This is a genomic window from Ensifer sp. Root127, assembly GCF_001425225.1.
GTDB lineage: Bacteria > Pseudomonadota > Alphaproteobacteria > Rhizobiales > Rhizobiaceae > Ensifer > Ensifer canadensis.
Genome location: NZ_LMDX01000052.1, coordinates 1 through 21,959, shown reverse-complemented (window position 1 = coordinate 21,959; position 21,959 = coordinate 1). Strand labels below are relative to the sequence as shown.

Below are 21,959 nucleotides of genomic sequence, written 5' to 3'. Positions count from 1 at the left end.
CGTCGTTTAATCATGGCAAAATCCTCCGGATGAGCGCGCAAAGCAGATAACCGAAGGACAATCCGACGGCATGCGCAAAGCCGTGCGGGGCCAGCAATGCTTCGATGGTGCGCGATGGGCGGAAAACCGCAAGTACGTAACAGTTACTACGGTGCTGGTGCCGTTCGCTGCCGACGCGATGGCGGCGCCTGACGACCTGCGGTAACATCGTCGCTGGAATACATCGCACGTGAAGAGACCGTCGATGGAGCGCCGCCTCGCAGCCGTCCTGATCGCCGACGTCGCCGGATACAGTCGCCTGAGCCGGCTCGACGAGGAGGGAACGCGCGCCAATTTCCAGAGCGACCTGCATGACATTCTGGAGCCGCAGTTTGCCGAACATCACGGCCGGCTGGTCAAGACCATGGGTGACGGGCTGCTGGTGGAATTCCGCAGCGTCGTCGATGCACTCCGCTGCGCGGTGGAGATCCAACAGCGCAAGGCCGAACAGGCCGACAAGGTCACAACTGACCGGCGGCTCGATTTCCGCATCGGCATCAATCTCGGCGACATCATCGTTGAAGGCGACGACATTCACGGCGATGGCGTCAACACCGCCGATCGGGTGCAGGGGCTGGCCGAGCCCGGTGGCATCGCGATATCGGGTACGGCCTACGACCAGGTTCGATTGAAGCTTAGTGTCGGCTACGCCTCGCTCGGCGAGCAGACGGTCCGGGGGATGGCCGAACCGATCCGCGTCTATCACGTGCTTCTCGACCCTGATGACGCTGGCAAGACCATCGTCAAGGATACGCAGCAGCATTTTGCGCGAAGGAGCATGCTCATTGCCGGCGCCCTCATGTTGCTCCTCGCATTTGTCGCCGCCTGGTGGCAGCCGTGGACGCTCATCCTGCCGGAGACGCCGACCGAGCGCTTTGCCTATCCCCTGCCGGACCAGCCATCCGTCGCAGTCCTGCCGTTCATCAATGTCAGCGGCGACCGGGATCATGACCATCTGGCCGAAGGGTTGACCGACGACCTGATCACCGAGCTTTCGAAGGTGTCCGGCCTGTTCGTAATCGCTCGCCATTCGGTGTTCGCGATGAAGGACAACGCTTCGAAGATCCAGGACGTGGCAGCGGAGCTTGGCGTTCACTACATTCTGGAGGGCACGTTGCAACGGGCCGACCAGCGGCTGCGCATCAACGTCAAGCTGATCGATGCGATGAGCGGTCTATCGCTCTGGGCGGAGCGCTATGACCGGCAATATGCCGATCTCTTCGCGGTCCAGGACGACGTCATCGGCAAGATCATCGCGGCGCTGGAGGTCAAACTCAGCGAAGGCGAACGCGACCAGCTGGCGCGCATCCCGACCGACAATCTCGAAGCCTACGACTACTACATGCGGGCCGAGCAGCAGGGGCTCATCTATAGCGATGTCGATACCTATCGCCAGACGCTGGCCTTCTATCAGAAGGCGATCGATCTCGATCCGCGTTTCGCCGATGCCCATGCGGGGATCGCGCGGGTCGCCGTCGACGTCTGGCGCAATGACTACAATTATCTCTGGTCGGCGGCCGTTGCCCGCAAGATCGCTTATGACGCTGCCGGCCAGGCCCTGAAGCTCGACGCCAACAATGCGCGCGCGCACACAGTGCTGGCATTGCTGCAGCTCGTCGACGGTCGCGAAACGGAGGCGCGGGAATCTGCCGCCAGGGCGGTCACGGCGCAGCCGAGCGATCCAGAGGCCTTTGCCAACCTGGCGCTGATCCTGGCGCAAACCGGCGAACACGAACAGGCAATCGCCGATCTGGAACGGGCATTGAGGCTCGATCCGTCACCGTCTCCGAGTTTCCGGCTGCTGGCGGGCATCGTCTACTACACCGCACGCGACACCGACCGGGCGATCCCGCTGATCGAAGCAGCCGGCGAGGCCCTACCGAATGCGGAGGCTGCACGGGAGTATCTGGCCTCGGCCTATGCCCAGCGCGGCGATCGGGCGCGCGCGGTGGCAGAGGGCGCAAAGCTGCTTCAGCTCTTTCCCGACACCAACCTCACCTATTACAGCTACCTCTATGATTACTGGCGCGAAGAGGACCTCAATCGCCACCTCTACGGACTGCGCACTGCCGGCATTCCGGAGTGGCCCTTCGGCTTCGTCGGGGCGGCGGCGGACAGGCTCGGGCCGGCGGAACTTGGCACGCTGACCCAAGACAAGACCTGGGCCGGGCAGCACAAGAATGGCACGAGCTTCGTGCAATTCTTCGATAAGGCCGGCAACACCGCCTATCGCAGCGCCAACACAAACATCACCGGGCGCGCCGAGGTGAAGGGCAACCAGCTCTGCGAGAAATTCGACGGATATTTCCTCGACCGCATGGTCTGCGGCTATGTCTATCGCAACACGGCCAAGGGCGAGAGCGGCGCAGACTTCATCCACGTGACGCCGCAGGCGCTAAAATTCTTCTCGATCGAGCAGTGATCGCTATCCGGTCAGCGCGCCGCCTGCCAGGTCGTGCCGAGCTTTTCCGAAATGAGCGTGTTCTCCACTTCAGACCAGTGCTTCTTCGAATCGACCAGCTTGTTCGGGTTCTTCTCGAAGCCTTCTGCCGCACCCGGATCGTAGCTCAGGAACAGCTTGCCCTCGATGATGCGCCAGGCCTTCGGATCGATATTGGTGGTCACCGTGCCAAACGACACACCGTCGGCGCAGTAGCCGCCATATTGCGGGGCGTAGCGGGTGGGTTCGCGGATGAAAAGCTCACGGTTCTCGGCGCTGGCAAACTGCCAGTTCGCTCCGAGCCAGCGGTAGGAAAATTGCGGCGAGCCTTCGAGCGCCTTGCTCTCGGTGAAATAGGCGACCGGGTCGTAGCCCTTGATGGCGACATCGCCGAAGTAGCCGGTGTTGACGAGGTCTTCCGCCATTATCGGCCCGGACAGTGCCAGAAACGCCGTCGCAGCGAGGCCGACGGCGCATGCGTATCGATTGTAAAACATTCCTCTTCTCCGATTCCGGATGCGGCTGGCGCACGCTCTGGCGTCACTTCCGCTTCGTGCATTCGGTATAAAGCCAGTCGCCGACGAGGTCGGCCTTCTGGCAGGTGGCGCCCGCTTTCAGCAGAAGCTCGGCGGCGTCCCAGTGCGAGCGCCAGCCGGCCTGTGTCAGTGGCGTGTAGCCGTTGCGTTCCTTCGCCTCGACCTCGGCCTTTTGGGTAAGCAGCACAGCCACGACATCGGCGTGACCCTCCTCGGCTGCGGCATGAAGCGGCGACATCTTGTAGAAGTTCTTGGTGTCGTTGACGTCGGCGCCCTTGGCGAGCAGCAGCTTGACGGTGTCGAGATTGCCGCCATAGGCCGCGGCGTGCAGGGCGGTCAGCCCGCCCTTGTTGCGGATCTCGATGTCGCAGCCGCGATCGAGCAGCAGGGCGACGACATCCGGCCGTCCGGCAAGGGACGCGACCAGCAATGCCGGCTCGCCGGCCGTATCCGGCTCGGTGATGTCGGTACCCTGATCCAGCAACAGCGTGACGCGCTTGACGTCGCCGTCTCTTGCCGCGTCATGCAAGGGACCCGCAAAAGCCGCCGAGGTGAAAAACGCTAGCCCGGCGACCGAAGCACAAACATAGTTCATAGCGCCACCTCCGCCCCAGCTTCGGTTTTGCATGTAAGAATGTTCGAAAATATCACAGAGTCCTTGCCGTCAACAAGGTCAATCGCCCGGCAAGGAGCGGGGGGCGAGGCGTTTGCTTAGAGCACTACCAGGAAAAGCGCGAAGCGGTTTTCCAGTTCTGACGGTCGATATATCGATCTGATGCGGGTCAGGCGTTGACCCGCATCAGATCGAGCACGCGCTCCACCGCACAAGGGATGGGGGCGATGATCGGCGTGGTGAAATGCGGCTGCAACTGTTCGGCCGCCTGGCCGAGCGGGCCGCCGCCGATGATGACGGCCTCGGCGCCATCAAGCTCGATGCATTGCCGCACCGCCTCGTCGAGTGCTTCCCGCAGCAGCTTTTCGTCGCCGGCAAGCGCGAGCGGATCGCCGGGCGTACAGCGGATGCCGGTATATTGGCCGGCAAGGCCGAGGTCGCGGGCGCGGTCGTCGATGGCCTCGATCAGGTCCGGCGTCGTGGTTGCGACGCCGAACTTGCGGCCGCTCAGCGCGGCTTCGATCATCGATGCCTCGCAGATGCCGACGACGGGGATGTCGACACGGTCCCTGAGGGTAGCAAGGCCGGGATCGCCGAAGGCACTGACGATGATGCCGAGGCAACCGGCGCCATGGGCCGCGCCGATCTCGATGACCTCGCCGGCCGCAGCGGTCAGCTGCTGCGGCGTGACGATCATCTGCGGGTTCCGCACGGCCGTGGCGACTGCCACGGCCGTGCGTCCGGTTACAGCCCGCTCAGCGATGGCGAGCATCATGCTGCTTGTTGCCTGCGAGCTGTTCGGGTTGATCAACAGGATATGTGCGGTCACGTTCTGACTTCCATGCCGACATTGACCTGTTTGGGCTCAGCCTTGGCGAGGTCGGCGTCCGCCGGCTGGTCCAGATCTTCCATCGACATGCCATAGGTCTCGGGACCGAGCTGGATGCAGAATGCGAAGACTGCGTACATGCCGGCTGCCAGCCCGAACACCCCGACCATGCCATAGGTGTCGAACAGCATGCCGGAGATCGTTGGCACGAAGGAGCCCGCGGCCGACCCTGTCGCCAGGATAAGTGCTACGCCGAAGGCGCGAATGCGTGTCGGGAAGAGCTCCGGCGCGTAGATCCAGATCGAGGTGTTGAGCAAAAGCACGAAGAACTGGAAGATCGCTCCAAACATCAGGACGAGGTAGATGTTGGTTCCGAGATAGGCGATCGAAATGGCCGCCAGGCACGCGAAGACCGCACCGAACGTCAGCACTTTCTTGCGCGGGAAATAATAGCCGAACATCGAGGCGGCGATGGCGCCGAGCACGCTGCCGCTCTGGATGATCATGCTGTAGAGCAGGCTGCCCTGCAGGGTGTAGCCCATCGACACGAAGATGATCGGCATCAATGTGAGCACCGATAGCTGGGCGCCGTAGCTCATCAGGATGGCGATTGCGACGGGAATGGTTCTGCCGATGAACGGTGCCCGGAAAAGCTCCTTCCAGTCGCTCTTGGCAGGTGCTTCGTCCTGGAGATGATCCTTGGTCAGGTATTCCTGAACCTTCAGATTGCGGGGCCGCAGTGATCCGGAGGCCAGAATCGACAGCACCTTGTTGGCCTCGTCGATCTTTCCCTGCGAAGCAAGGAAGCGCGGTGTCTCCGGCACAAACCGGCGATAGAAGACCACGAGCAGCGCGGGCAATGCCAGCGAGGCGAAAAGCCAGCGCCAGCTGTTTTCACCGGGAAAGAGCGTGAAGATCAACAGGCCGAAGGCGGGGGCAAGGAAGTTGCCGAAGCCGCCGGCGCCAACATTGACGAGGCCGGCCGCCGTCCCGCGGAATTTCGGCGAGCAGAATTCCGACAGCATCGTCACCGCGGTCGAGATTTCGCCGCCGACGCCGAAGCCGACAATGGCGCGGGCAAAGCACAGCGCTGCGAAATTCGGCGCGAGTGCGCAGGCGGCCGAGCCGATGGTGAAGAGCAGAAGGTTGATCGTCAGCATCACGCGGCGGCCGTAGCGATCGCCGAGAATGCCCGACAGCAACCGGCCGAGAGCGGCGCTGCCGAAGGTGATGGTGTTGAGGAAGCCGATATCCGTGCCGGTCAGGCCCCAATGTTCCTTGAGGATCGGGCCGGCGACGCCGATGGTGTTCTGCTCGAAACTGTCGAACAGGCAGCCGATCAGAACCAGGGCGATGATCTGTTTGTGGGCGCCGGTGACGCCGATCTTGGTGAAGGCTGATTCCAATTGTCGAATGACCGGCGAAGACTTGCCGGACGGCACCATATTTTCCGCTGCCATGGTTTGTTCCCCTTTATGGCTTAACTGGCGTGAAAACTTAGTTTCATGATGCTATATCAAGAAATCACAGTTTCATACAAGAATCTTGCTCCGAAACGGATGAGCCGGACGTTTCGCGCCTGACGGGCGCTCTTGCCGGACAGCACAATTCACCTTCGAAACAACGCCATTGAGGAATGCAGGTTTCATGCCAAAAGGTTAGAAACTACAGTTTCTCCTTTTCAATCAAAGATATGGAGCGCCGTTGGTCGGTATCTACGACTTGAAACTGTGGTTTCTTGTGATCGAATAATGCACTGCTGTTTCAGGCAGATGCCCAAACAACGATCACAGCTCTTCGAGCGCGTCGTTTAACGCTTCGATGCCGCGCAGACGGTTGCGGCCGCTGATGCCTGCCGTTTCGATGCAACGCGTCGTCAGCAGATGGCAGAGCGCCATGACCGAGACGTGGTTGAAGAGCGGCCCGGGTGCCAGCGTCTGGCAGCGGAAATGCCACTCGGCCTGGCTGAGGAAGGGCACGCCCTCGTCGGTGATATAAAGCAGGCGGGCACCGGATTTTTCCACCTGGTTGATGAGCGCATCCATCAGGGCGATGCGGCGGCGCAGGCCGAAGACGATGACGACGTCGTCGGGCGTGAAGCTGACGAGATGTTCGCCCAGCGTCTGGCCGCCTCCGGGAATGGCCGAGATGTTCTCGATCACCTGCGTCAGCTGCCATTGCAGATAGGTGGCGAAGGAGTGGCTGGCACGAAAGCCGATGACCCAGACCTTGCGTGCCTTCAACAGCGCTGCCGACGCAGCGTTGATCTGTGTTTCCGATATCGCAAGGAAGGTCGCCTCGATATTGGCGACCCCTTGGGCCACATGGGCGGTAACGGATTGCTCGCCGGCCGTATCGGCGCTTGTCGCCAGGAAGAGCCGTGATCCCGTCTGCTTGTCGGCGCGCGCATGGCGGCGCGCCTCTTCGTAGTTTTCATAGCCGAGCCGCTGGATGAAACGCGATACGGTGGCCTTCGACACATGCGCCAGTGCCGCCAGCTCCTGGGCGGAATAGCTGGCGACCTCGCCGGGAAAGTCGCAGAGAAAGTCTCCAAGGCGTCGCTCTGCCGGATGGAGTTCCGGCAGGACCTGACGAACGCGAGTGAGGAAGGATCGCTCTTTGGGACTCATTGCCAATTCCATGAAACTGTCGTTTCACGGACTGTCCGATTTCCACGGGGTGTTTGCAAGTGCGCAGGCCCGGAAAGCCAGGCCTGCGCCATTTCGCGTTGACGTCGCCTTAGTATTTTGACGGCACGTAGAGTTCAGGCGGCAGCACCTTGCGTTCGTAGTCCGGGTTGAACACCCGCTCCGGCAGGGTGATCTCCTCGTGCGGCACATCCTCATAGGGGATCTGCTGCAGCAGGTGGTCCATACAGTTCAGCCGCGCCCGCTTCTTGTCGTTGCCTTCGACGATGTGCCACGGCGCCTCGGGGATGTTCGTTCTGGCGAAGGTCTCTTCCTTGGCCTTGGTATAGGCCTCCCAGCGCACGCGCGATTGCAGATCCATCGGTGACAGCTTCCACTGCTTCAGCGGGTCGTGGATGCGCACCAGGAAGCGCATCTGCTGCTCCTCGTCGGTGATCGAGAACCAGTATTTGACCAGCCGGATGCCGGAGCGCACCAGCATGCGCTCGAACTCCGGCACGTCGTTGAAGAACTGCTCGACCTGGTCTTCGCTGGCAAAGCCCATGACGCGCTCGACGCCGGAGCGATTGTACCAGGAGCGGTCGAACAGCACGATCTCGCCGCCGGCCGGTAGATGCGGCACGTAGCGCTGGAAATACCACTGGGTCTTTTCGCGGTCCGATGGGGCGGGCAAGGCCGCGACCCTGACGACACGCGGATTGAGCCGCTGGGTGATGCGCTTGATCACGCCGCCCTTGCCGGCGGAATCGCGCCCCTCGAAGATCACCACGACCTTTTCCTTGTGGTGCACGACCCAGTCCTGCAGCTTGATCAGCTCGGACTGCAGCGCGATCAGAGCGCGGAAATAGTCGATGCGTGGCAGCGACGGCGGGTGGCTCTTGCGGTAGATCTTGCGGATCTCTTCCGAAAGCGCCGGCTCGGAAAGCTCGAGTTCATAGTCTTCATCGAGCGTATCGGCGAGTTCCGCCTCGAGCCAATCCTGTCCTTCGAAGTCGCCAGTTGATCTGTTCATCGCATCCCTCCAGCGCGCAAATCGCGCAATGCGGCAGCCCCGCGGCATGATGCTGCCGTCATCTGGCTTATTCCATAGCCGCATGAAGGGAATTTGACGCTGTCCTTGGCGGCCGACGCCGTGCTGCGGGGCGCTCTACGCCTTGATGTACCAGCCCCACGGCTCGTCGGTATCGAAGCTGGTGATCTGCTTGGTCTCCAGATAGTTGGAAAGGCCCCAGCGACCGAGTTCGCGACCGATACCCGATTGCTTGTAGCCGCCCCAGGGCGCCTCGGGGAAGGTCGGTTGCGAGCAGTTGATCCAGATGATGCCAGCGCGTAGCGCCCGGGCGACGCGTTCGCAGCGCTCCTTGTCCTCGGACATGACCGCCGCGGCAAGGCCGAAGCGGCTGTCGTTGGCCATGCGCACCGCATCGGCCTCGTCCGCGAACGGCTTGACGCAGACGACAGGCCCGAAGATCTCCTCGCGCCAGACATAGCTGTCTTCGCTCATGTCGGTCAAAACGGTCGGCTCGATGAAGTAACCGCTGTTGAAACCGGCGGGCCTGCCGCCGCCCGCCGCGATGGTGGCGCCGTCCTGGCGGGCGCGGTCGATCGCGGTCAGGATCTTGTCATATTGTCCCTTGGAAACGATTGGCCCGAGCAATGTGCCCTCGTCGAGGCCGTTGCCGATGGTGATCTTGCCCGCCTCTTCGCAGAGCCTTTTGACGACGGTATCGTAGATCGGTTCCTCGATGAGCACGCGCGAGGTTGCCGAGCAGACCTGCCCCTGGTTCCAAAAGATGCCGAACATGATCCATTCGACGGCCTTTTCGATATCGCTGTCGGCAAAGACCACGAAGGGCGATTTGCCGCCAAGCTCGAGGCTGATGTTCTTGATGTCCTGGGCGCCGGCCATCATCACCTTTCGCCCTGTCGGTACCGAGCCGGTAAAGGCGAGTTTGTCGACCAGCGGGTGCTCGGTCAGCGGCTGGCCGGCATCCTGGCCGGTGCCGGTGACGATGTTGAGCACGCCGGGCGGAAGCTCGACCTCCTCGGCGATTGCGCCCAGTTCCAGAGCCGTCAGCGGCGTCAGCTCGGACGGTTTCAGCACCATGGTGCAGCCGGCGGCAAGCGCCGGCGCCACCTTCCAGGAAACCATCAGCAACGGATAGTTCCAGGGCGTGATCGCGCCGACGATGCCGAGGGGTTCGCGGATGGCACGGGCTCTGAACCTGGTGTCGCCGACGGCGATCGTTTCCTCCGGGTTGGCGTCGAGTTCCTCGGCAAGCCCGGCATAGTAGCGGAAGCACCCGGCGGCATCGTCGATATCCCACAGTGCTTCCGGCAGCGGCTTGCCGTTATCGGTGACTTCGAGATGCGCCAGCGCATGGCGTCTTTCCTCGATCTTCTCGGCAATCGCGCGGAGATAGACGGCCCGCTCCGTGCCGGTAAGCTTCGGCCATGGGCCGCTGTCGAAGGCGATGCGGGCAGCTTTGACGGCGCGGTCGATATCGTCGTAGGTGGCGGCCGGCACGCGGTGGATGACCTCCTCCGTTGCCGGATCGATCACGTCGAGCATACCGCCGCGGCGGGGTTTCTCCCATTTTCCGTCAATGAATAGTTTGTCTCGCATGCCCGTGCCCTCATTTCAGCCCGGGAGAGTATGACCCGCACGGTGGCGATCGCGCCAGCCGCCGGCCATACTTTTTCTGGGCCATGTCGCTTTCGGTTCAGGCCCTTACGATCTTCGGCAAGGTCTGAAGGCAAGAAACGGAAGAACGGGAAGGATAGCGCCGGCACTGGCGACGAACCAGAACTGCCGAAGCGTCATCCAGCCGCCGCTGTGCAAGGTGCCGGCGAGGACGCCCGCCACCATGAACAGATCCATCAACGGCAGGCTCAGCGCATAGAAGACGGCCTGGCGCTCAAGGTTCAGCCGCTGCTGGAGCAGCGTGAAATAGGCGGCAAAAGCCACCATCTCCGGTATGCCGCCGATGATCAGCACCACCGTCGCCAACGCATGGGTCGGGGCGAAGACCAGCGCAAGCGTCGTCACGCCTTCGAGAAGGCTTGCGACGAGATAGGCCATCAGCAGCGAGTGTGTATCGATCAGCGTTCGCGCCAGGCGGTTTGAGACCAGCGCGCCGATGACGGCACCCGTCCCTTGCGCTGCAAGCAGCACGGTCCACGTGGCGGCGCCAAGCCCGAACTGGTCGTGATTGAGCCAGAACAGGAAGGGCTGCAGCGCGCCGAGAGAAATCATGTAGCCGAGAGCAGGCAGGACGAGTACCCAAAGAACCGGGTTCTCGCGCATGGTCGCCGCGGCCTCTCGGAAAAGACCGGATCGAGCGGCTGGCTCCCGTTTGACCCGCATCTGCTCCGGTGTTGCAACGCCCCGGCAAAGGGCGAACGCGGCCACGAGGTGGCCGGCTGCAAGCGCAAGGAAGGTGAGGGCAGGGGATATAACCGTCAGCATGAGACCTGCCGTCGGCGGGCCAAAGATTTTGGCGAGACGATCGATCGTCTGAAACGTCGTGTTGGCTTCCATATTGCGGCCGGAAGGCACGGCGGCGGCGCGCAACGCCAGCAGGCCTGGAACGACAATCGTGTCTGCAAAGCCGATTGTCAGAACCACCATCTGAAGCGTGCCTGCGTGTTCGACGCCGGCAAGGGCGAAGAGGCACAATGCAGTGACGATCAGCCCCGCACCAACGGGCAGCCGAGAGCCCGCGCGGCGGATCAGGCTGGCGGCAGCCGGGGCAAACAGGATGCGCGGTGCGAGCCGCAGCGCAAGGCTGCCGACAAGGTCTGTGCCGGTGCCGAACCGTTGGGCGACGAGAAGTGGCAGTGCTGCGACCAGCATCCACGAGCAGAAGGAATAAAAGGCGAGAGCGAACCCGACGCGCCGGAAGTCGGCCGATTTCCAGGGGGATGGCGATGTCATAACGAGCCCGAATGGCAGTCGATTGCCTCGCGCTCCCGATCATCGTGGCGACCTGTCGTTGGGCCGTGCCGTCGATCTAGGAGAAGGAGATCAATCGAATCAACGAAGACCAGCCCGTGAGACGCGGGCGACTTTGGGCTCGCTGCTGCAAGCCCCGCCTTGCGGGGCTCGTCACGCCATCAGGTGTGGTTCGGTCGACATGACCGTGTGTTAACATGCTTGCGGGGTCAGCGACAAGAATTGTGGTTGGAGGCGTGCATGCTCACCGGGCCTGGCTTGCCAGCGCGGGCATGGTGCTTGCAATTTGCGTGATGACCATACCGCCGATGATCAGCGCAACGCCGACGAGGCGGGCGAGGCTGACCGGCTTTTCCGGAAAGCCCATCAGGCCGAAATGATCGATGACGACAGAGACCGCCATCTGTCCGGCGATCACCGCGACAATGAAACTGGCGGCGCCGAGTTTTGGGGCGAGCAGCAGTGCGGCAGTGATGTAGATGACGGCCGCCGATCCAGATCCACCAGGGACCCTTCAGTGTCTCACCGAGCGTTGGCATCGGTACGCGAACGGCGATCATGATGGGAATGATGAGGGCGAGGCTGGCGCCGAGCGAAACGACCGTCGCCCAGAGGGGATGACCGATTAACCGGCCAAGCATGGCGTTGGCGCCGGGCTGGAACGGCACGACGGCTCCGGCGAAGACAGCGGCGAGGATGAGGAGGAGTGATCCGGCATTTGGCATGACAATATTCCGATCTGTTTGACCGCCCGATGGTTCATCATCCAAATGAAGAATGGAAATTCGCAGTTCGCACGATCTATATTCGTTGAATGAATAATCTGACTGGAATCGATCTGAACCTGCTGGTCGTGCTCGATGCGTTGCTGACTGAGCGCCATGTCTCGCGTGCGGCAGTCCGTCTGAACAAGAGCCAGCCTGCGGTCAGCCATGCGCTGGCGCGCTTGCGCGAACTCTTCGATGATCCCCTGCTGGTGCGCCACGGCGGGCGGCTGGAGCCGACCATACGGGCGCTTGAGCTCGCGCCACGGCTCGTGGAGGCCATGGGTCGCGTGCGGTCGTTGCTTGCGCCCGCAGGTTTTGATCCCGCAACGGAGCGGCATGTGTTCCGATTGGCAATGTCGGATTACGGGGCTGCCGTTCTGCTGCCGAAGCTGATGGCGACCCTGCGGGCCGAGGCACCATATATCGATCTGATCGTCAGCCAGGCGAGCCGCGAGGTCATGGCGTCGCAGGTGGTGGACGGCGAGATCGATCTGGCGCTGGGCGTGTTCCCGACGCACGGCGGAGGCATCCGATCATCGTTGCTCTTTCGGGAAAGCTTTGCCTGCCTTGCCGACGCGTCACAGCTTGGCGGATCGCTGGCCATCGATCTTGGTGACTATCTCGCCCGACCGCATGTGCTGGTGTCATTGCGTGGCGACGCCGGCAACGAGATCGATCTTGCGCTCGCGGCGACCGGCAAGACGCGCCGCATCTGTCTTGCGGTTCCGCATTGGAGCGTCGCACCGGGCTTGGTGCGCGGCACGGATCTTGTCCTGACCGTGGCGCGCCGCATCCTTCCACAGGGGGACGGTCACGGGCTGGTCGTCTTCGAGCCGCCCTTTGCCATTCCGCTGTTCGACTTCGAGCAGATCTGGCATCGTCGTCGCGACGGCGATCTGGGGCATCGCTGGTTGCGGACGCTGATCGAGCGCCTTCTCGGCGATGAGGAGCCGGTTGCGGGCTGATGCGGAGTTATCACTCGTCTGCGTCCTTGCACGAACCAGGTGGGCCTGCGCTTCACCCCGTCGCGCGCTAGAGTCGGGCGGTGTCGCAAGCGCAAAAAAAGACCCGGTCGGATGGGCCGGCCGGGTCTCAAAGGTTTTGGATTGTTGGCGCTATCAGGCGTGCCCGACGCCCTGGATCGCCGACACCTGCCATTCGCCTTCGGGCTTGCGTACGAAGGTCCAAAGCTCGACGGCTTCGGTCAGGTTGTCCGGATCGCCGCTGATCACCTTGCCGGTCGTACGGTCGCGCATGACGTCGATGCTCTCGTAGCGCATGGCGACGGTCGCGAAGTCGGTGCCGTTTTCCGACCAGGCCTCGGCGACATCGCCCTGGACGAGATGGACTTCGGTGACGTCGTTCTTGACGCCGCTGGTGGCGTTGTCGCTGAGTTCTTCGGCCAGGTAGGACATGGCTTCCGGCGTCGTCAAACGACGCAGGGTGCCGTAGTCCTCTGCCGCATAGGCTGCTTGAACGTCCTTCAGCATCTTCTCGAACTGTTCGAGATCGGACTGGCCGACACCGATTTCATCGGCCGGGCCGTCGGTGACGGGGGCTGGTGTCGGTACGACGGTCGGGCGTGCATTCGATTGGCCGCCTGCCTGGCCACCGCCGATGCTCGGGATCTTGAACGACGGTACGCCAGTCGAAGGCGAGTGGGCCGACGAACGCTCGGACGGACCGGCATAGGCCGGCTGGCGGTTGCGGCCGAAGAAGCGCATAGCGAGCATGATCACGCCACCGATCAACAGCATCTGCACGATCAGGCCGAGGAAGCCGGCAGCACCGCCGAAGCCGCCGCCCATCAGCATGCCGATCAGGCCGCCGACCATGAGGCCACCGAGGAGCGAACCACCGAAGCCGCTGAAGAAGCCGGGCCGTGCGTTGGGCGTGTTGGCGCCGGCGGGGCGCGTCTGAGCTGCCCCGGGATTGGTCGTCGTTGGGCCGGCGTCCTGGCGCGGCGTCATCGTGCGGTCGATCGGTGCCGCGTTTGTCGGCGCGGTGCGGGTGGCTGGCGGCTGCGAAAAGGTGCGCGTGCCACGGCTGCCGAAGCCGCCGCCCGAGCGCCGGGCCTCGGCGACATCCACAACCGTGAGCGCGACAGTGAGACCGATCGCCATCATCGCCAGAGCTCGTCCAAAACGCTGCATTGCCATTCAAACCCCTTGTATTGTGCTTGGGCCCATGAGGCCTTCACGGGCTCATATAGAGGTTCCGGTCCCGGAATTTAAGGTTTTCGAGTCGCTTTTGGCCTGGTTTACCGTAATCCCGACGGTGAAATCGGCCCGGAAAAGCCCTCAGCGGTTGGCTTCCAGGATCATCGTCGCCGCTTTTTCGGCGATCATGATCGTCGGCGAATTGGTGTTGCCCGAGGTGATTGTCGGCATGATCGAGGCATCGGCAATCCGCAGGCCTTGCAGGCCACGCAGCCGCAATTCCGGGTCGACGACGCTTTCCGGATCCGCGCCCATCCGGCAGGTGCCGACCGGGTGGAAGATCGTCGTGCCGATATCGCCGGCAGCACGCCGCAGATCCTCGTCGCTCTCATAGGAAGGTCCCGGCTTGAACTCGGTCGGGTTGAAACGGGCGAAGGATGGCTGGCTGACGATGCGACGCGTCAGGCGAATGGAACGGACCGCGACATCGCGGTCGGCCTCTGCCGTCAGATAGCGCGGGCGAATGTCGGGTGCTGCGGCGAAATCGGGCCCTTTGAGATGCACCGACCCCCGGCTTTCGGGGCGAAGATTGCAGACGCTGGCGGTAATCGCCGGAAAGGGATGAACCGGCTCGCCGAACTTTTCGAGCGTCACCGGCTGGACGTGATATTGCAGGTCCGGCGTTTCCTTCTCGGGGCCGGAACGGGTGAAGATGCCGAGCTGGCTCGGTGCCATGGCCATCGGGCCTGAGCGCCTGGCGAGATATTCGAGGCCGATCGCCGCCTTGCCGAGAAACGTGCTTGCCTTCTCGTTCAGGGTCGGCACCCCGGTCACCTTGTAGGCGAGGCGCAGTTGCAGATGATCCTGCAGGTTTTCGCCGACGCCGGCCAACTCGTGCCGGACCTCGATCCCATTATCCCTCAGGACATTGCCCCGGCCAACACCGGAAAGCTCCAAGATCTGCGGCGAGCCGATGGCGCCCGCCGAAAGAACGGTTTCGCGGCGACAACGAACACGCTTGACCAAACCATCGTGCTGGAATTCGACGCCGGCGATGCGACCTTCCTCGATCACCAGCCGCCGGACATGCGCCTTGGTCAGAATGGTGAGATTGCTCCGGCCGCGTGCGGGCCGCAGAAACGCCTTTGCCGTGTTCCAGCGGATGCCGGAACGCTGGTTGACGTCGAAATAGCCGGAGCCTTCATTATTGCCGCGGTTGAAATCGGGCGTTTCCGGGATGCCGGCCTCGGTCGCTGCCTTCTGGAAAGCGTCAAGCACGGCCCAGCGAACGCGCGCCTTCTCTACCCGCCACTCGCCGCCGGCGCCATGCATTTCGTCGGCGCCGCGATAGTGGTCTTCCGATTTGCGGAAGTGCGGAAGGACGTCATCCCAGCCCCAACCGGTGCACCGGAGCTGGCGCCAGTGATCGTAGTCGCGCGCCTGGCCACGCATGTAGATCATGCCGTTGATCGACGAGCAGCCGCCGAGCGCCTTGCCACGCGGGTAGCCGAGAGCACGACCGTTCAACCCTTCCTCTGCAGCTGTGGTGAAACACCAGTCGGTGCGGGGGTTGTTGATGCAATAGAGATAGCCGACCGGAATGTGGATCCAGTGATAGTTGTCGCTGCCGCCGGCCTCGAGCAGCAGGACGCGGCGATCCGGGTTTTCGGAAAGGCGGTTGGCCAGAACGCAACCGGCGCTACCCGCTCCGACGACGATATAGTCGAACGTGTCCATGGGCTCATCACTCTCTTGTCGATGCCCGGTCCGGCCGTGAGCCAATGTCTCCGACCTGTCTAGAGAGCGTTTCCGGTTAAACGGCGTCGCGGAAACGCTCTAGCTCTCTGTTTTTACGCATTTCCTGACGGAAAACCGCTTCGCACTTTTCCTGGAAATGCTCAGTGTCGATGTTCAAAGCCGAGCTTGCGGCCGAGCCTCGAATTATAGAACTCGCCGACGATACCGCGCCGGAAGAGCAGCACGCAGACCATGAAGACCAGGCCGGTAATGATGGTGACCGGGAATTCGGAGGTCGCGAGATAGTTCTGCAAGGTCACGACCAGGCCGGCGCCGAACAGCGGTCCGATCAGCGTGCCGATACCGCCGAGCAGCGTCATGAGGATGACCTCACCGGACATCTGCCAGCTGACGTCGGTCAGCGTCGCGAACTGGAAGACCAGCGCCTTCACGCCGCCGGCAAGGCCGGTGAGTGCCGCCGACATGACGAAGGCCGCAAGCTTGTAGTTGCGCACGGAGTAGCCGAGCGACACGGCGCGCGTCTCGTTCTCCCTGATCGATTTCAGGATCATGCCGAAGGGCGAGTGAATGATCCGCCAGATGATCGCCACGCCGATGATGAAGACTCCGAGCACGAAGTAATACATGTTCGCCGACTGGCTGAGATCGATGAAGCCGAAGAGATGGCCGCGCGGCACGGACTGGATGCCGTCCTCGCCCTTGGTAAACTCGGCCTGCAGGCAGAAGAAATAGAACATCTGCGCCAGCGCCAGCGTGATCATGGCGAAGTAGATGCCCTGCCTGCGGATAGCGAGGAAACCGATGATCGCGCCAAGAAACGCGGCTCCTGCGACACCGACGAGAATGCCGAGTTCCGGCGGCAGCCCCCATTCCTTCACCGCATGGGCGGTGAAATAGGCGGCGCCGCCGAAGAAGGCCGCGTGTCCGAAGGACAAGAGGCCGGTGTAACCGAGCAGCAGGTTGAAGGCGCAGGCAAAGAGCGCGAAGCACAGCAGCTTCATCAGGAATACGGGATAGAAGAACAGAGGGGCGAGCACCAGCAGCGCAAGACCCGCCGCCAGGAAGATCGTTTGTGCGACGACCGGCTTCTTTTCCCTGGGCTTATCGATATCGAGTGTCAGTGTCATATCAAACATCCCGGCCGAAGAGGCCTGCCGGCCGTATCAGGAGAACGATGGCCATGATCACGAAGATCACGATGTTGGAGGCTTCGGGGTAGAACACCTTGGTCAACCCCTCGGCAACGCCAAGCAGATAGCCGGTGATGATTGCTCCCATGATCGAGCCCATACCGCCGACCACCACCACGGCGAAGACGACGATAATGATGTTCGATCCCATCAACGGCGAGACCTGGTAGATCGGCGCCGCAAGCACCCCGGCAAGGGCGGCAAGTGCAGCCCCCAGCGCGTAGGTGAGCGTCAACAGGAACGGCACGTTGATGCCGAAGGACTGGACGAGAATAGGGTTTTCTGTCGCCGCCCGCAGATAGGAGCCGAGCTTGGTCTTTTCGATCACCAGCCAGGTGCCGATGCAGACGACGAGCGAGAAGGCGATCACCCAGCCGCGATAGACGGGCAGGAACATGAAGCCGAGATTGGTGCCGCCGGCAAGGGCTGCCGGCGTGGCATAGGGCTGGCCCGAAGCGCCATAGAGATAGCGAAAGGTGCCTTCGATCGTCAGCGCCAGGCCGAAGGTGAAGAGCAGGCCATAAAGCGGATCGAGCGTGTAGAGCCTTCTCAGCATCGTGCGCTCGATGACGGCGCCGACAAGCCCGACGGCAAGCGGTGCCACGATCAGCGCCGGCCAGTAGCCGATGCCGAAATAGGAAAGCAGCATCCAGGCGAAGAAGGCGCCGAGCATGTATTGCGCGCCGTGAGCGAAGTTGATGACGCGCAAGAGGCCGAAGATGATCGCAAGGCCGAGGCTCAGGAGTGCATAGAACGAGCCGTTGATCAGGCCGATCAGCAGTTGGCCGAGGAAGGCTTGCAGTGGAATTCCAAAGATCATGGTCATGGCTCAGACCCCCAGCACGTCATGCAGCATGCCCATGCGATCGGAGAGCTCCGAGACCGGAAACTCGCCGACCATGCGGCCATGATCCATCAGGTAGAAACGGTCGGCAACCTTGCTGGCGAAGCGGAAGTTCTGTTCGACCAGAAGAACGGTCATGCCGCGCTCCTTCAATGTCTTGAGCACGTCGCCGATGCGCTGGACGATGACCGGGGCGAGTCCCTCGGTCGGTTCGTCGAGCAGCATCATGCGCACGCCGGTTCTCAAGATCCGGGCAATCGCCAGCATCTGCTGTTCGCCGCCGGAAAGCTTGGTGCCCGGGCTGTTGCGGCGCTCGTGCAGATTGGGAAAAAGCTCGAAGATTTCGTCGACCGTCATGCCGCCCTTGGCCACGGCCGGCGGCAGCAGCAGGTTTTCATAGACCGAGAGCGTCGAGAAGATGCCGCGCTCCTCGGGGATGAAGCCGAGGCCGCGATGGGCGACCCGGTGCAGCGGAACCTTGATCAGGTCCTCGCCAGAAAAATCGATCGCGCCCTTGCGATTGCGCACGATTCCCATGATCGAGCGCAGGGTGGTGGTCTTGCCGACGCCGTTGCGCCCGAGCAGGGTGACCATCTCGCCTTCGCCGACCGTCATGTCGACGCCGTGCAGGATGTGGCTTTCGCCGTACCAGGCGTTGAGGCCGGAGACTTTCAGCAGCGGTTTCATCTCAAGCCTCCTCGGTGCCCATGTAGGCGGTGCGCACCCGCGGGTCGGCCGACACTTCTGCATAGTCGCCCTCGGCGAGGATTTCTCCCCGCTGCAGCACGGTGACGTGGTGGCAAAGGGTCGAGACGACGGAAAGATTGTGCTCGACCATCAGCACGGCGCGTTCGCGCGCCACCTCGCGGATGATCTCGGCCACCATGCCGACATCCTCGTGGCCCATGCCGGCCATCGGCTCGTCGAGCAAGAGAACCTTCGGGTCGAGCGCCAGCGTGGTGGCGATCTCCAGCACCCGCTTGCGGCCATAGGAAAGATCGGCGGCAACCGCGTTTCTTTCCTTATCGAGACCAACGGAGCGGATGAGATGATCGGCCTTTGCCGTCAGCCCGTCGAGCGCCGACATCGGCTTCCAGAACTGGGTGGCAAGTCCGTTCGGCCGCTGCAGCGCCACCCGCACATTTTCGAGCACGCTCATATGCGGAAACACCGCCGAGATCTGGAACGAGCGCACCAGCCCCATGCGCGCCACCTTGTCCGGCGCCATGCGGGTGATGTCTTCGCCGAGCAGCGTGATCGTGCCGTCGGTCGGCTGCAGGAACTTGGTCAGAAGGTTGAAGACGGTCGTCTTGCCGGCGCCGTTCGGACCGATCAGTGCGTGGACCCGTGCATCGTGGACGTCGAGGTTGACGTTGTTGACGGCGGTGAAACCGCCGAAATCGCGACGGAGACCGCGGGCGGACAAAACCACCCGCGGCGCTCCATTCTGTTCTGGCAAGACAGCGGTCATCGCGATCCGACCGCTCACGACTTCACGAGGTCGCAGCCGCTCTTGGCCGGATCGATGAAGGCGTCGGAACCGGGGATGGTGGCGAGCACTTTGAAATAGTCCCAGGGCTCCTTGCTTTCGTCCGGCTTTTTCACTTCCAAGAGATACATGTCGTGGATCATGCGGCCGTTCTCGGCGACCTTGCCGTTTTCGGCAAAGACGTCGTTGACGGGCAGCGCACGCAGTTCCTTCGAAACGGCATCGCCGTCATCGCTGCCGGCCTTTTCGATCGCCTTCAGATAGGAAAGCACGGCGGAATAGGTGCCGGCATGGACCATGTTCGGCATCTTGCCGGTGCGCTCCATGAAGCGCTTGCCGAATTTTGCCGTTTCCTCGTTGCGGTTCCAGTAGAAGCCTTCGGTCAGCGTCAACCCCTGTGCCGCTTCAAGGCCGAGGCCATGGACTTCCGCGAGCGTGAAGAGCAAGGCCGCCAGGCGCTGGCCGCCCTGGACGATGCCGAATTCGGCGGCCTGCTTGATGGCGTTGGAGGTATCGAGGCCGGCATTGGCGAGGCCGATGACCTTGGCGCCGGAAGACTGCGCCTGCAACAGGAAGGATGAGAAGTCGGTGGTCGCCAGCGGATGGCGAACCGAGCCGACGACGGTGCCGCCGTTTTCCTTGACGTAGTTGCCGGTGTTTTCCTCGAGCGAGTAACCGAAGGCGTAGTCGGCGGTCAGGAAGAACCAGCTGTCGCCGCCCTGCTTGACCAGCGCGCCACCGGTGCCGACCGCAAGCGCATGGGTGTCATAGGCCCAGTGGAAACCATAGGGCGAGCATTGCTTGCCGGTAAGCTCTGTGGTGGCAGCGCCGGTATTGATGGTGATCTTCTTCTTTTCCTTCGACAGTGCCTGGACGGCGAGGCCGACCGAAGAACTCGTCAGCTCCATGATGCTGTCGACCTGCTCGGTGTCGTACCATTGCCGGGCGATGTTGGAGGCGATGTCGGCCTTGTTCTGGTGGTCGGCGGTAATCACTTCCACCGGCACACCCAGAACCTTGCCGCCGAAATCCTCGACCGCCATCAGCGCTGCCTCGTAGGAGGATTTGCCGCCGAAATCGGCATAGACGCCGGACTGGTCGTTCAAGATGCCGATCTTGACCTTGCCGTCGGATGCATCGGCGAGCGCCGCGGTGCTGCTGGCAAGCATCATGGCAAATGCGGTAAGCAGTTTCTTCGTCATCGTGTCCTCCTCCAAGGGTCATCAGTCCGGCACAAACCATGCGAAATCCCGCTCGGCTCCGGCAAGCGCATGGCGTTGCCGGACCATCGGTCCCGTTCTGTTCAAATTTGGCCAGACATGCTCCTCAGATGTCGGCTCCGACGATACAATCCGGAAAAATTCGCTTGGACGCAAGCGCTGCTGCCCGTAAATTGCAAACAGGGTCTGTTCATTTTCGAACAGATGGGGGCAGCGAGATGAATCCGAACTTCACCTGGGACGACCTGCAGTTCTTTCTGGCGGTCGCCCGCACCGGGCAATTGTCGACCGCGGCAAGGCGGTTGCGCACCAGCCACGCGACGGTTTCCCGTCGGATCGACCGGCTGGAATTTGCGCTCAAGGTCAAGCTGTTCGAGCGCAATCCGCGCGGCTACGTGCTGACGGCGATCGGCCAGCGGTTCGTCGAGACCGCCGAGCGCATCGAGCGCGAGACCGAGCAGCTGCAGCTCGATATCAGCGACGGCCTGACGGCGCAGCGCGGCGTCGTCAAGCTGAGCACACTCGAAGGTTTCGGTAACTTCTTCCTGTCGGACAGGCTTTCGAGCTTCGCCGCGACCTACCCCAACATTTCGCTGGAGCTGGTGGCGATCCAGCAGATCATGTCGCTGTCGCGCAAGGAGGCGGATCTGTCGGTGGCGCTGACGGCGCCAAAGGCCGGCCCTTACCATTCAGAGGTGCTGACACCCTATACGCTGCATGTCTATGGTTCCCGCAGCTATCTCGCCAGTCATCCGCCGATCAGGAGCCGCAACGATCTCGCTGCCCATCGTTTCGTGGGTTACATCGAAGACATGATCTTCGCGCCCGGGCTCGATTATCTCGGCGAGATCCAGCCGGGCCTCAGGGCGCATTTTCAGAGTTCCAGCATCCTCACGCAGCTGAAGGCCGTACGCCAAGGGCTTGGCCTCTGTGTGCTGCCGCATTTTATGGCGCGCGACGAAAAGGACATTGAGATCGTGCTGCCCGACGAGATCGAGTTGAAGCGGACCTATTGGATGATCTGCCACCGCGACTTGATTGCCGTGCCGCGGGTGAGGGCGGTGCGCGAGTTTCTGACGCAGATCGTGCGGGAGAACCGGGGGTGTTTCAGCCGCGAGCGAGTGTTGGCGGTGGTGCCAGGTGGTCTGGCGCTGCGGCCATAATCGGCTGCCGGCCAGATCCCTTCCGCGGTTCCCTGGCTCTTGGCAACGCTTTTTGACCGATTGGCCAATGATTCTGGTTTTGGTTTTGCTGGTCTGGTGATGCGGAGCGGGCTGTTGATAACTCTCGCTTCCAATTCGTTTGTATTTTCAATGTGTTGTTCGATCTTGTCGATTTTTTGCGAATGCCTGTTGACGTGTTCGGTGAGTGGGGTCTATAAGCCCGATCACTGAACGAGGGCGGCGGCGCTGCTGGCGACGATGTCCTTCGTTTTAAGGTTTCCTTGATTGGCGGATGCTGATTGGTCGGGA

General features: G+C 62.3%; 19 protein-coding genes and 1 pseudogene. 4 read left to right on the top strand and 16 right to left on the bottom strand.

Annotated elements, in window-relative coordinates; all coding sequences use genetic code 11:
- The first annotated feature begins 70 nt into the window (after positions 1-70).
- Together ASD03_RS41200 and ASD03_RS32600 are read left to right on the top strand one after the other, a co-directional pair.
- Complete coding sequence (locus ASD03_RS41200; RefSeq protein ID WP_255569867.1) at positions 71-205, top strand: hypothetical protein; 135 nt, start codon at positions 71-73, stop codon at positions 203-205.
- 39 nt (positions 206-244) lie between these two features.
- Positions 245-2,461, top strand: coding sequence for an adenylate/guanylate cyclase domain-containing protein (locus ASD03_RS32600; protein ID WP_057218337.1), 2,217 nt, complete (start codon positions 245-247; stop codon positions 2,459-2,461).
- Positions 2,462-2,472: 11 nt separating this feature from the next.
- Here ASD03_RS32600 and ASD03_RS32595 read toward each other — a convergent pair whose 3' ends face one another.
- The 9 genes and pseudogenes from ASD03_RS32595 to ASD03_RS32555 form a co-directional block, all read right to left on the bottom strand.
- Positions 2,473-2,904: a YHS domain-containing (seleno)protein gene (locus ASD03_RS32595; RefSeq protein ID WP_107027573.1), complete on the bottom strand. Its 432-nt coding sequence runs from the start codon at positions 2,902-2,904 to the stop codon at positions 2,473-2,475.
- A gap of 115 nt (positions 2,905-3,019) precedes the next feature.
- Positions 3,020-3,610, bottom strand: coding sequence for an ankyrin repeat domain-containing protein (locus tag ASD03_RS32590; protein ID WP_025424990.1), 591 nt, complete (start codon positions 3,608-3,610; stop codon positions 3,020-3,022).
- 187 nt (positions 3,611-3,797) lie between these two features.
- Positions 3,798-4,457: an aspartate/glutamate racemase family protein gene (locus ASD03_RS32585; protein ID WP_057210809.1), complete on the bottom strand. Its 660-nt coding sequence runs from the start codon at positions 4,455-4,457 to the stop codon at positions 3,798-3,800.
- Complete coding sequence (locus ASD03_RS32580; RefSeq protein WP_057210807.1) at positions 4,454-5,917, bottom strand: MFS transporter; 1,464 nt, start codon at positions 5,915-5,917, stop codon at positions 4,454-4,456. Before ASD03_RS32580 ends, ASD03_RS32585 begins: the two co-directional genes overlap by 4 nt.
- A 327-nt stretch (positions 5,918-6,244) precedes the next feature.
- Entirely contained in the window at positions 6,245-7,087 is an 843-nt protein-coding gene (locus ASD03_RS32575; RefSeq protein WP_025424989.1) for a MurR/RpiR family transcriptional regulator, read from the bottom strand.
- 109 nt (positions 7,088-7,196) lie between these two features.
- Positions 7,197-8,117: a polyphosphate kinase 2 gene (gene ppk2 / locus ASD03_RS32570; RefSeq protein WP_025424988.1), complete on the bottom strand. Its 921-nt coding sequence runs from the start codon at positions 8,115-8,117 to the stop codon at positions 7,197-7,199.
- A gap of 135 nt (positions 8,118-8,252) precedes the next feature.
- Positions 8,253-9,731 (bottom strand): aldehyde dehydrogenase family protein, encoded by a 1,479-nt coding sequence (locus ASD03_RS32565; RefSeq protein ID WP_025424987.1) that lies wholly within the window; start codon positions 9,729-9,731, stop codon positions 8,253-8,255.
- Positions 9,732-9,836: 105 nt separating this feature from the next.
- On the bottom strand, positions 9,837-11,042 hold the full coding sequence (locus tag ASD03_RS32560; RefSeq protein ID WP_057218335.1) for an MFS transporter: 1,206 nt from the start codon (positions 11,040-11,042) through the stop codon (positions 9,837-9,839).
- Positions 11,043-11,304: 262 nt separating this feature from the next.
- Positions 11,305-11,785, bottom strand: a pseudogene (locus ASD03_RS32555) (DMT family transporter).
- A gap of 89 nt (positions 11,786-11,874) precedes the next feature.
- On the opposite strand from ASD03_RS32555, the gene ASD03_RS32550 reads away from it, so the two are divergent.
- Positions 11,875-12,792, top strand: coding sequence for a LysR family transcriptional regulator (locus ASD03_RS32550; protein WP_025424985.1), 918 nt, complete (start codon positions 11,875-11,877; stop codon positions 12,790-12,792).
- Between the two features lie 153 nt (positions 12,793-12,945).
- On the opposite strand, the gene ASD03_RS32545 is transcribed toward ASD03_RS32550, so the two are convergent.
- The 7 genes from ASD03_RS32545 to ASD03_RS32515 all read right to left on the bottom strand — a co-directional run bounded on the left by ASD03_RS32545 (position 12,946) and on the right by ASD03_RS32515 (position 20,469).
- Positions 12,946-13,980, bottom strand: coding sequence for a Tim44 domain-containing protein (locus ASD03_RS32545; RefSeq protein WP_144239159.1), 1,035 nt, complete (start codon positions 13,978-13,980; stop codon positions 12,946-12,948).
- A gap of 147 nt (positions 13,981-14,127) precedes the next feature.
- The gene (locus tag ASD03_RS32540) at positions 14,128-15,723 is read right to left on the bottom strand and encodes a GMC family oxidoreductase N-terminal domain-containing protein (RefSeq protein WP_057218333.1); all 1,596 of its coding nucleotides are present in this window, start codon (positions 15,721-15,723) and stop codon (positions 14,128-14,130) included.
- 161 nt (positions 15,724-15,884) lie between these two features.
- The gene (locus ASD03_RS32535; protein ID WP_025424982.1) at positions 15,885-16,880 is read right to left on the bottom strand and encodes a branched-chain amino acid ABC transporter permease; all 996 of its coding nucleotides are present in this window, start codon (positions 16,878-16,880) and stop codon (positions 15,885-15,887) included.
- The gene (locus ASD03_RS32530) at positions 16,873-17,760 is read right to left on the bottom strand and encodes a branched-chain amino acid ABC transporter permease (RefSeq protein WP_025424981.1); all 888 of its coding nucleotides are present in this window, start codon (positions 17,758-17,760) and stop codon (positions 16,873-16,875) included. Before ASD03_RS32530 ends, ASD03_RS32535 begins: the two co-directional genes overlap by 8 nt.
- Before the next feature lie 3 nt (positions 17,761-17,763).
- The gene (locus ASD03_RS32525) at positions 17,764-18,465 is read right to left on the bottom strand and encodes an ABC transporter ATP-binding protein (RefSeq protein ID WP_025424980.1); all 702 of its coding nucleotides are present in this window, start codon (positions 18,463-18,465) and stop codon (positions 17,764-17,766) included.
- A gap of 1 nt (position 18,466) precedes the next feature.
- The gene (locus tag ASD03_RS32520; RefSeq protein ID WP_025424979.1) at positions 18,467-19,249 is read right to left on the bottom strand and encodes an ABC transporter ATP-binding protein; all 783 of its coding nucleotides are present in this window, start codon (positions 19,247-19,249) and stop codon (positions 18,467-18,469) included.
- 14 nt (positions 19,250-19,263) lie between these two features.
- Positions 19,264-20,469, bottom strand: coding sequence for an ABC transporter substrate-binding protein (locus tag ASD03_RS32515; protein ID WP_025424978.1), 1,206 nt, complete (start codon positions 20,467-20,469; stop codon positions 19,264-19,266).
- Positions 20,470-20,705: 236 nt separating this feature from the next.
- On the opposite strand from ASD03_RS32515, the gene ASD03_RS32510 reads away from it, so the two are divergent.
- Positions 20,706-21,650, top strand: coding sequence for a LysR family transcriptional regulator (locus ASD03_RS32510; protein WP_057218331.1), 945 nt, complete (start codon positions 20,706-20,708; stop codon positions 21,648-21,650).
- Positions 21,651-21,959: the final 309 nt, after the last annotated feature.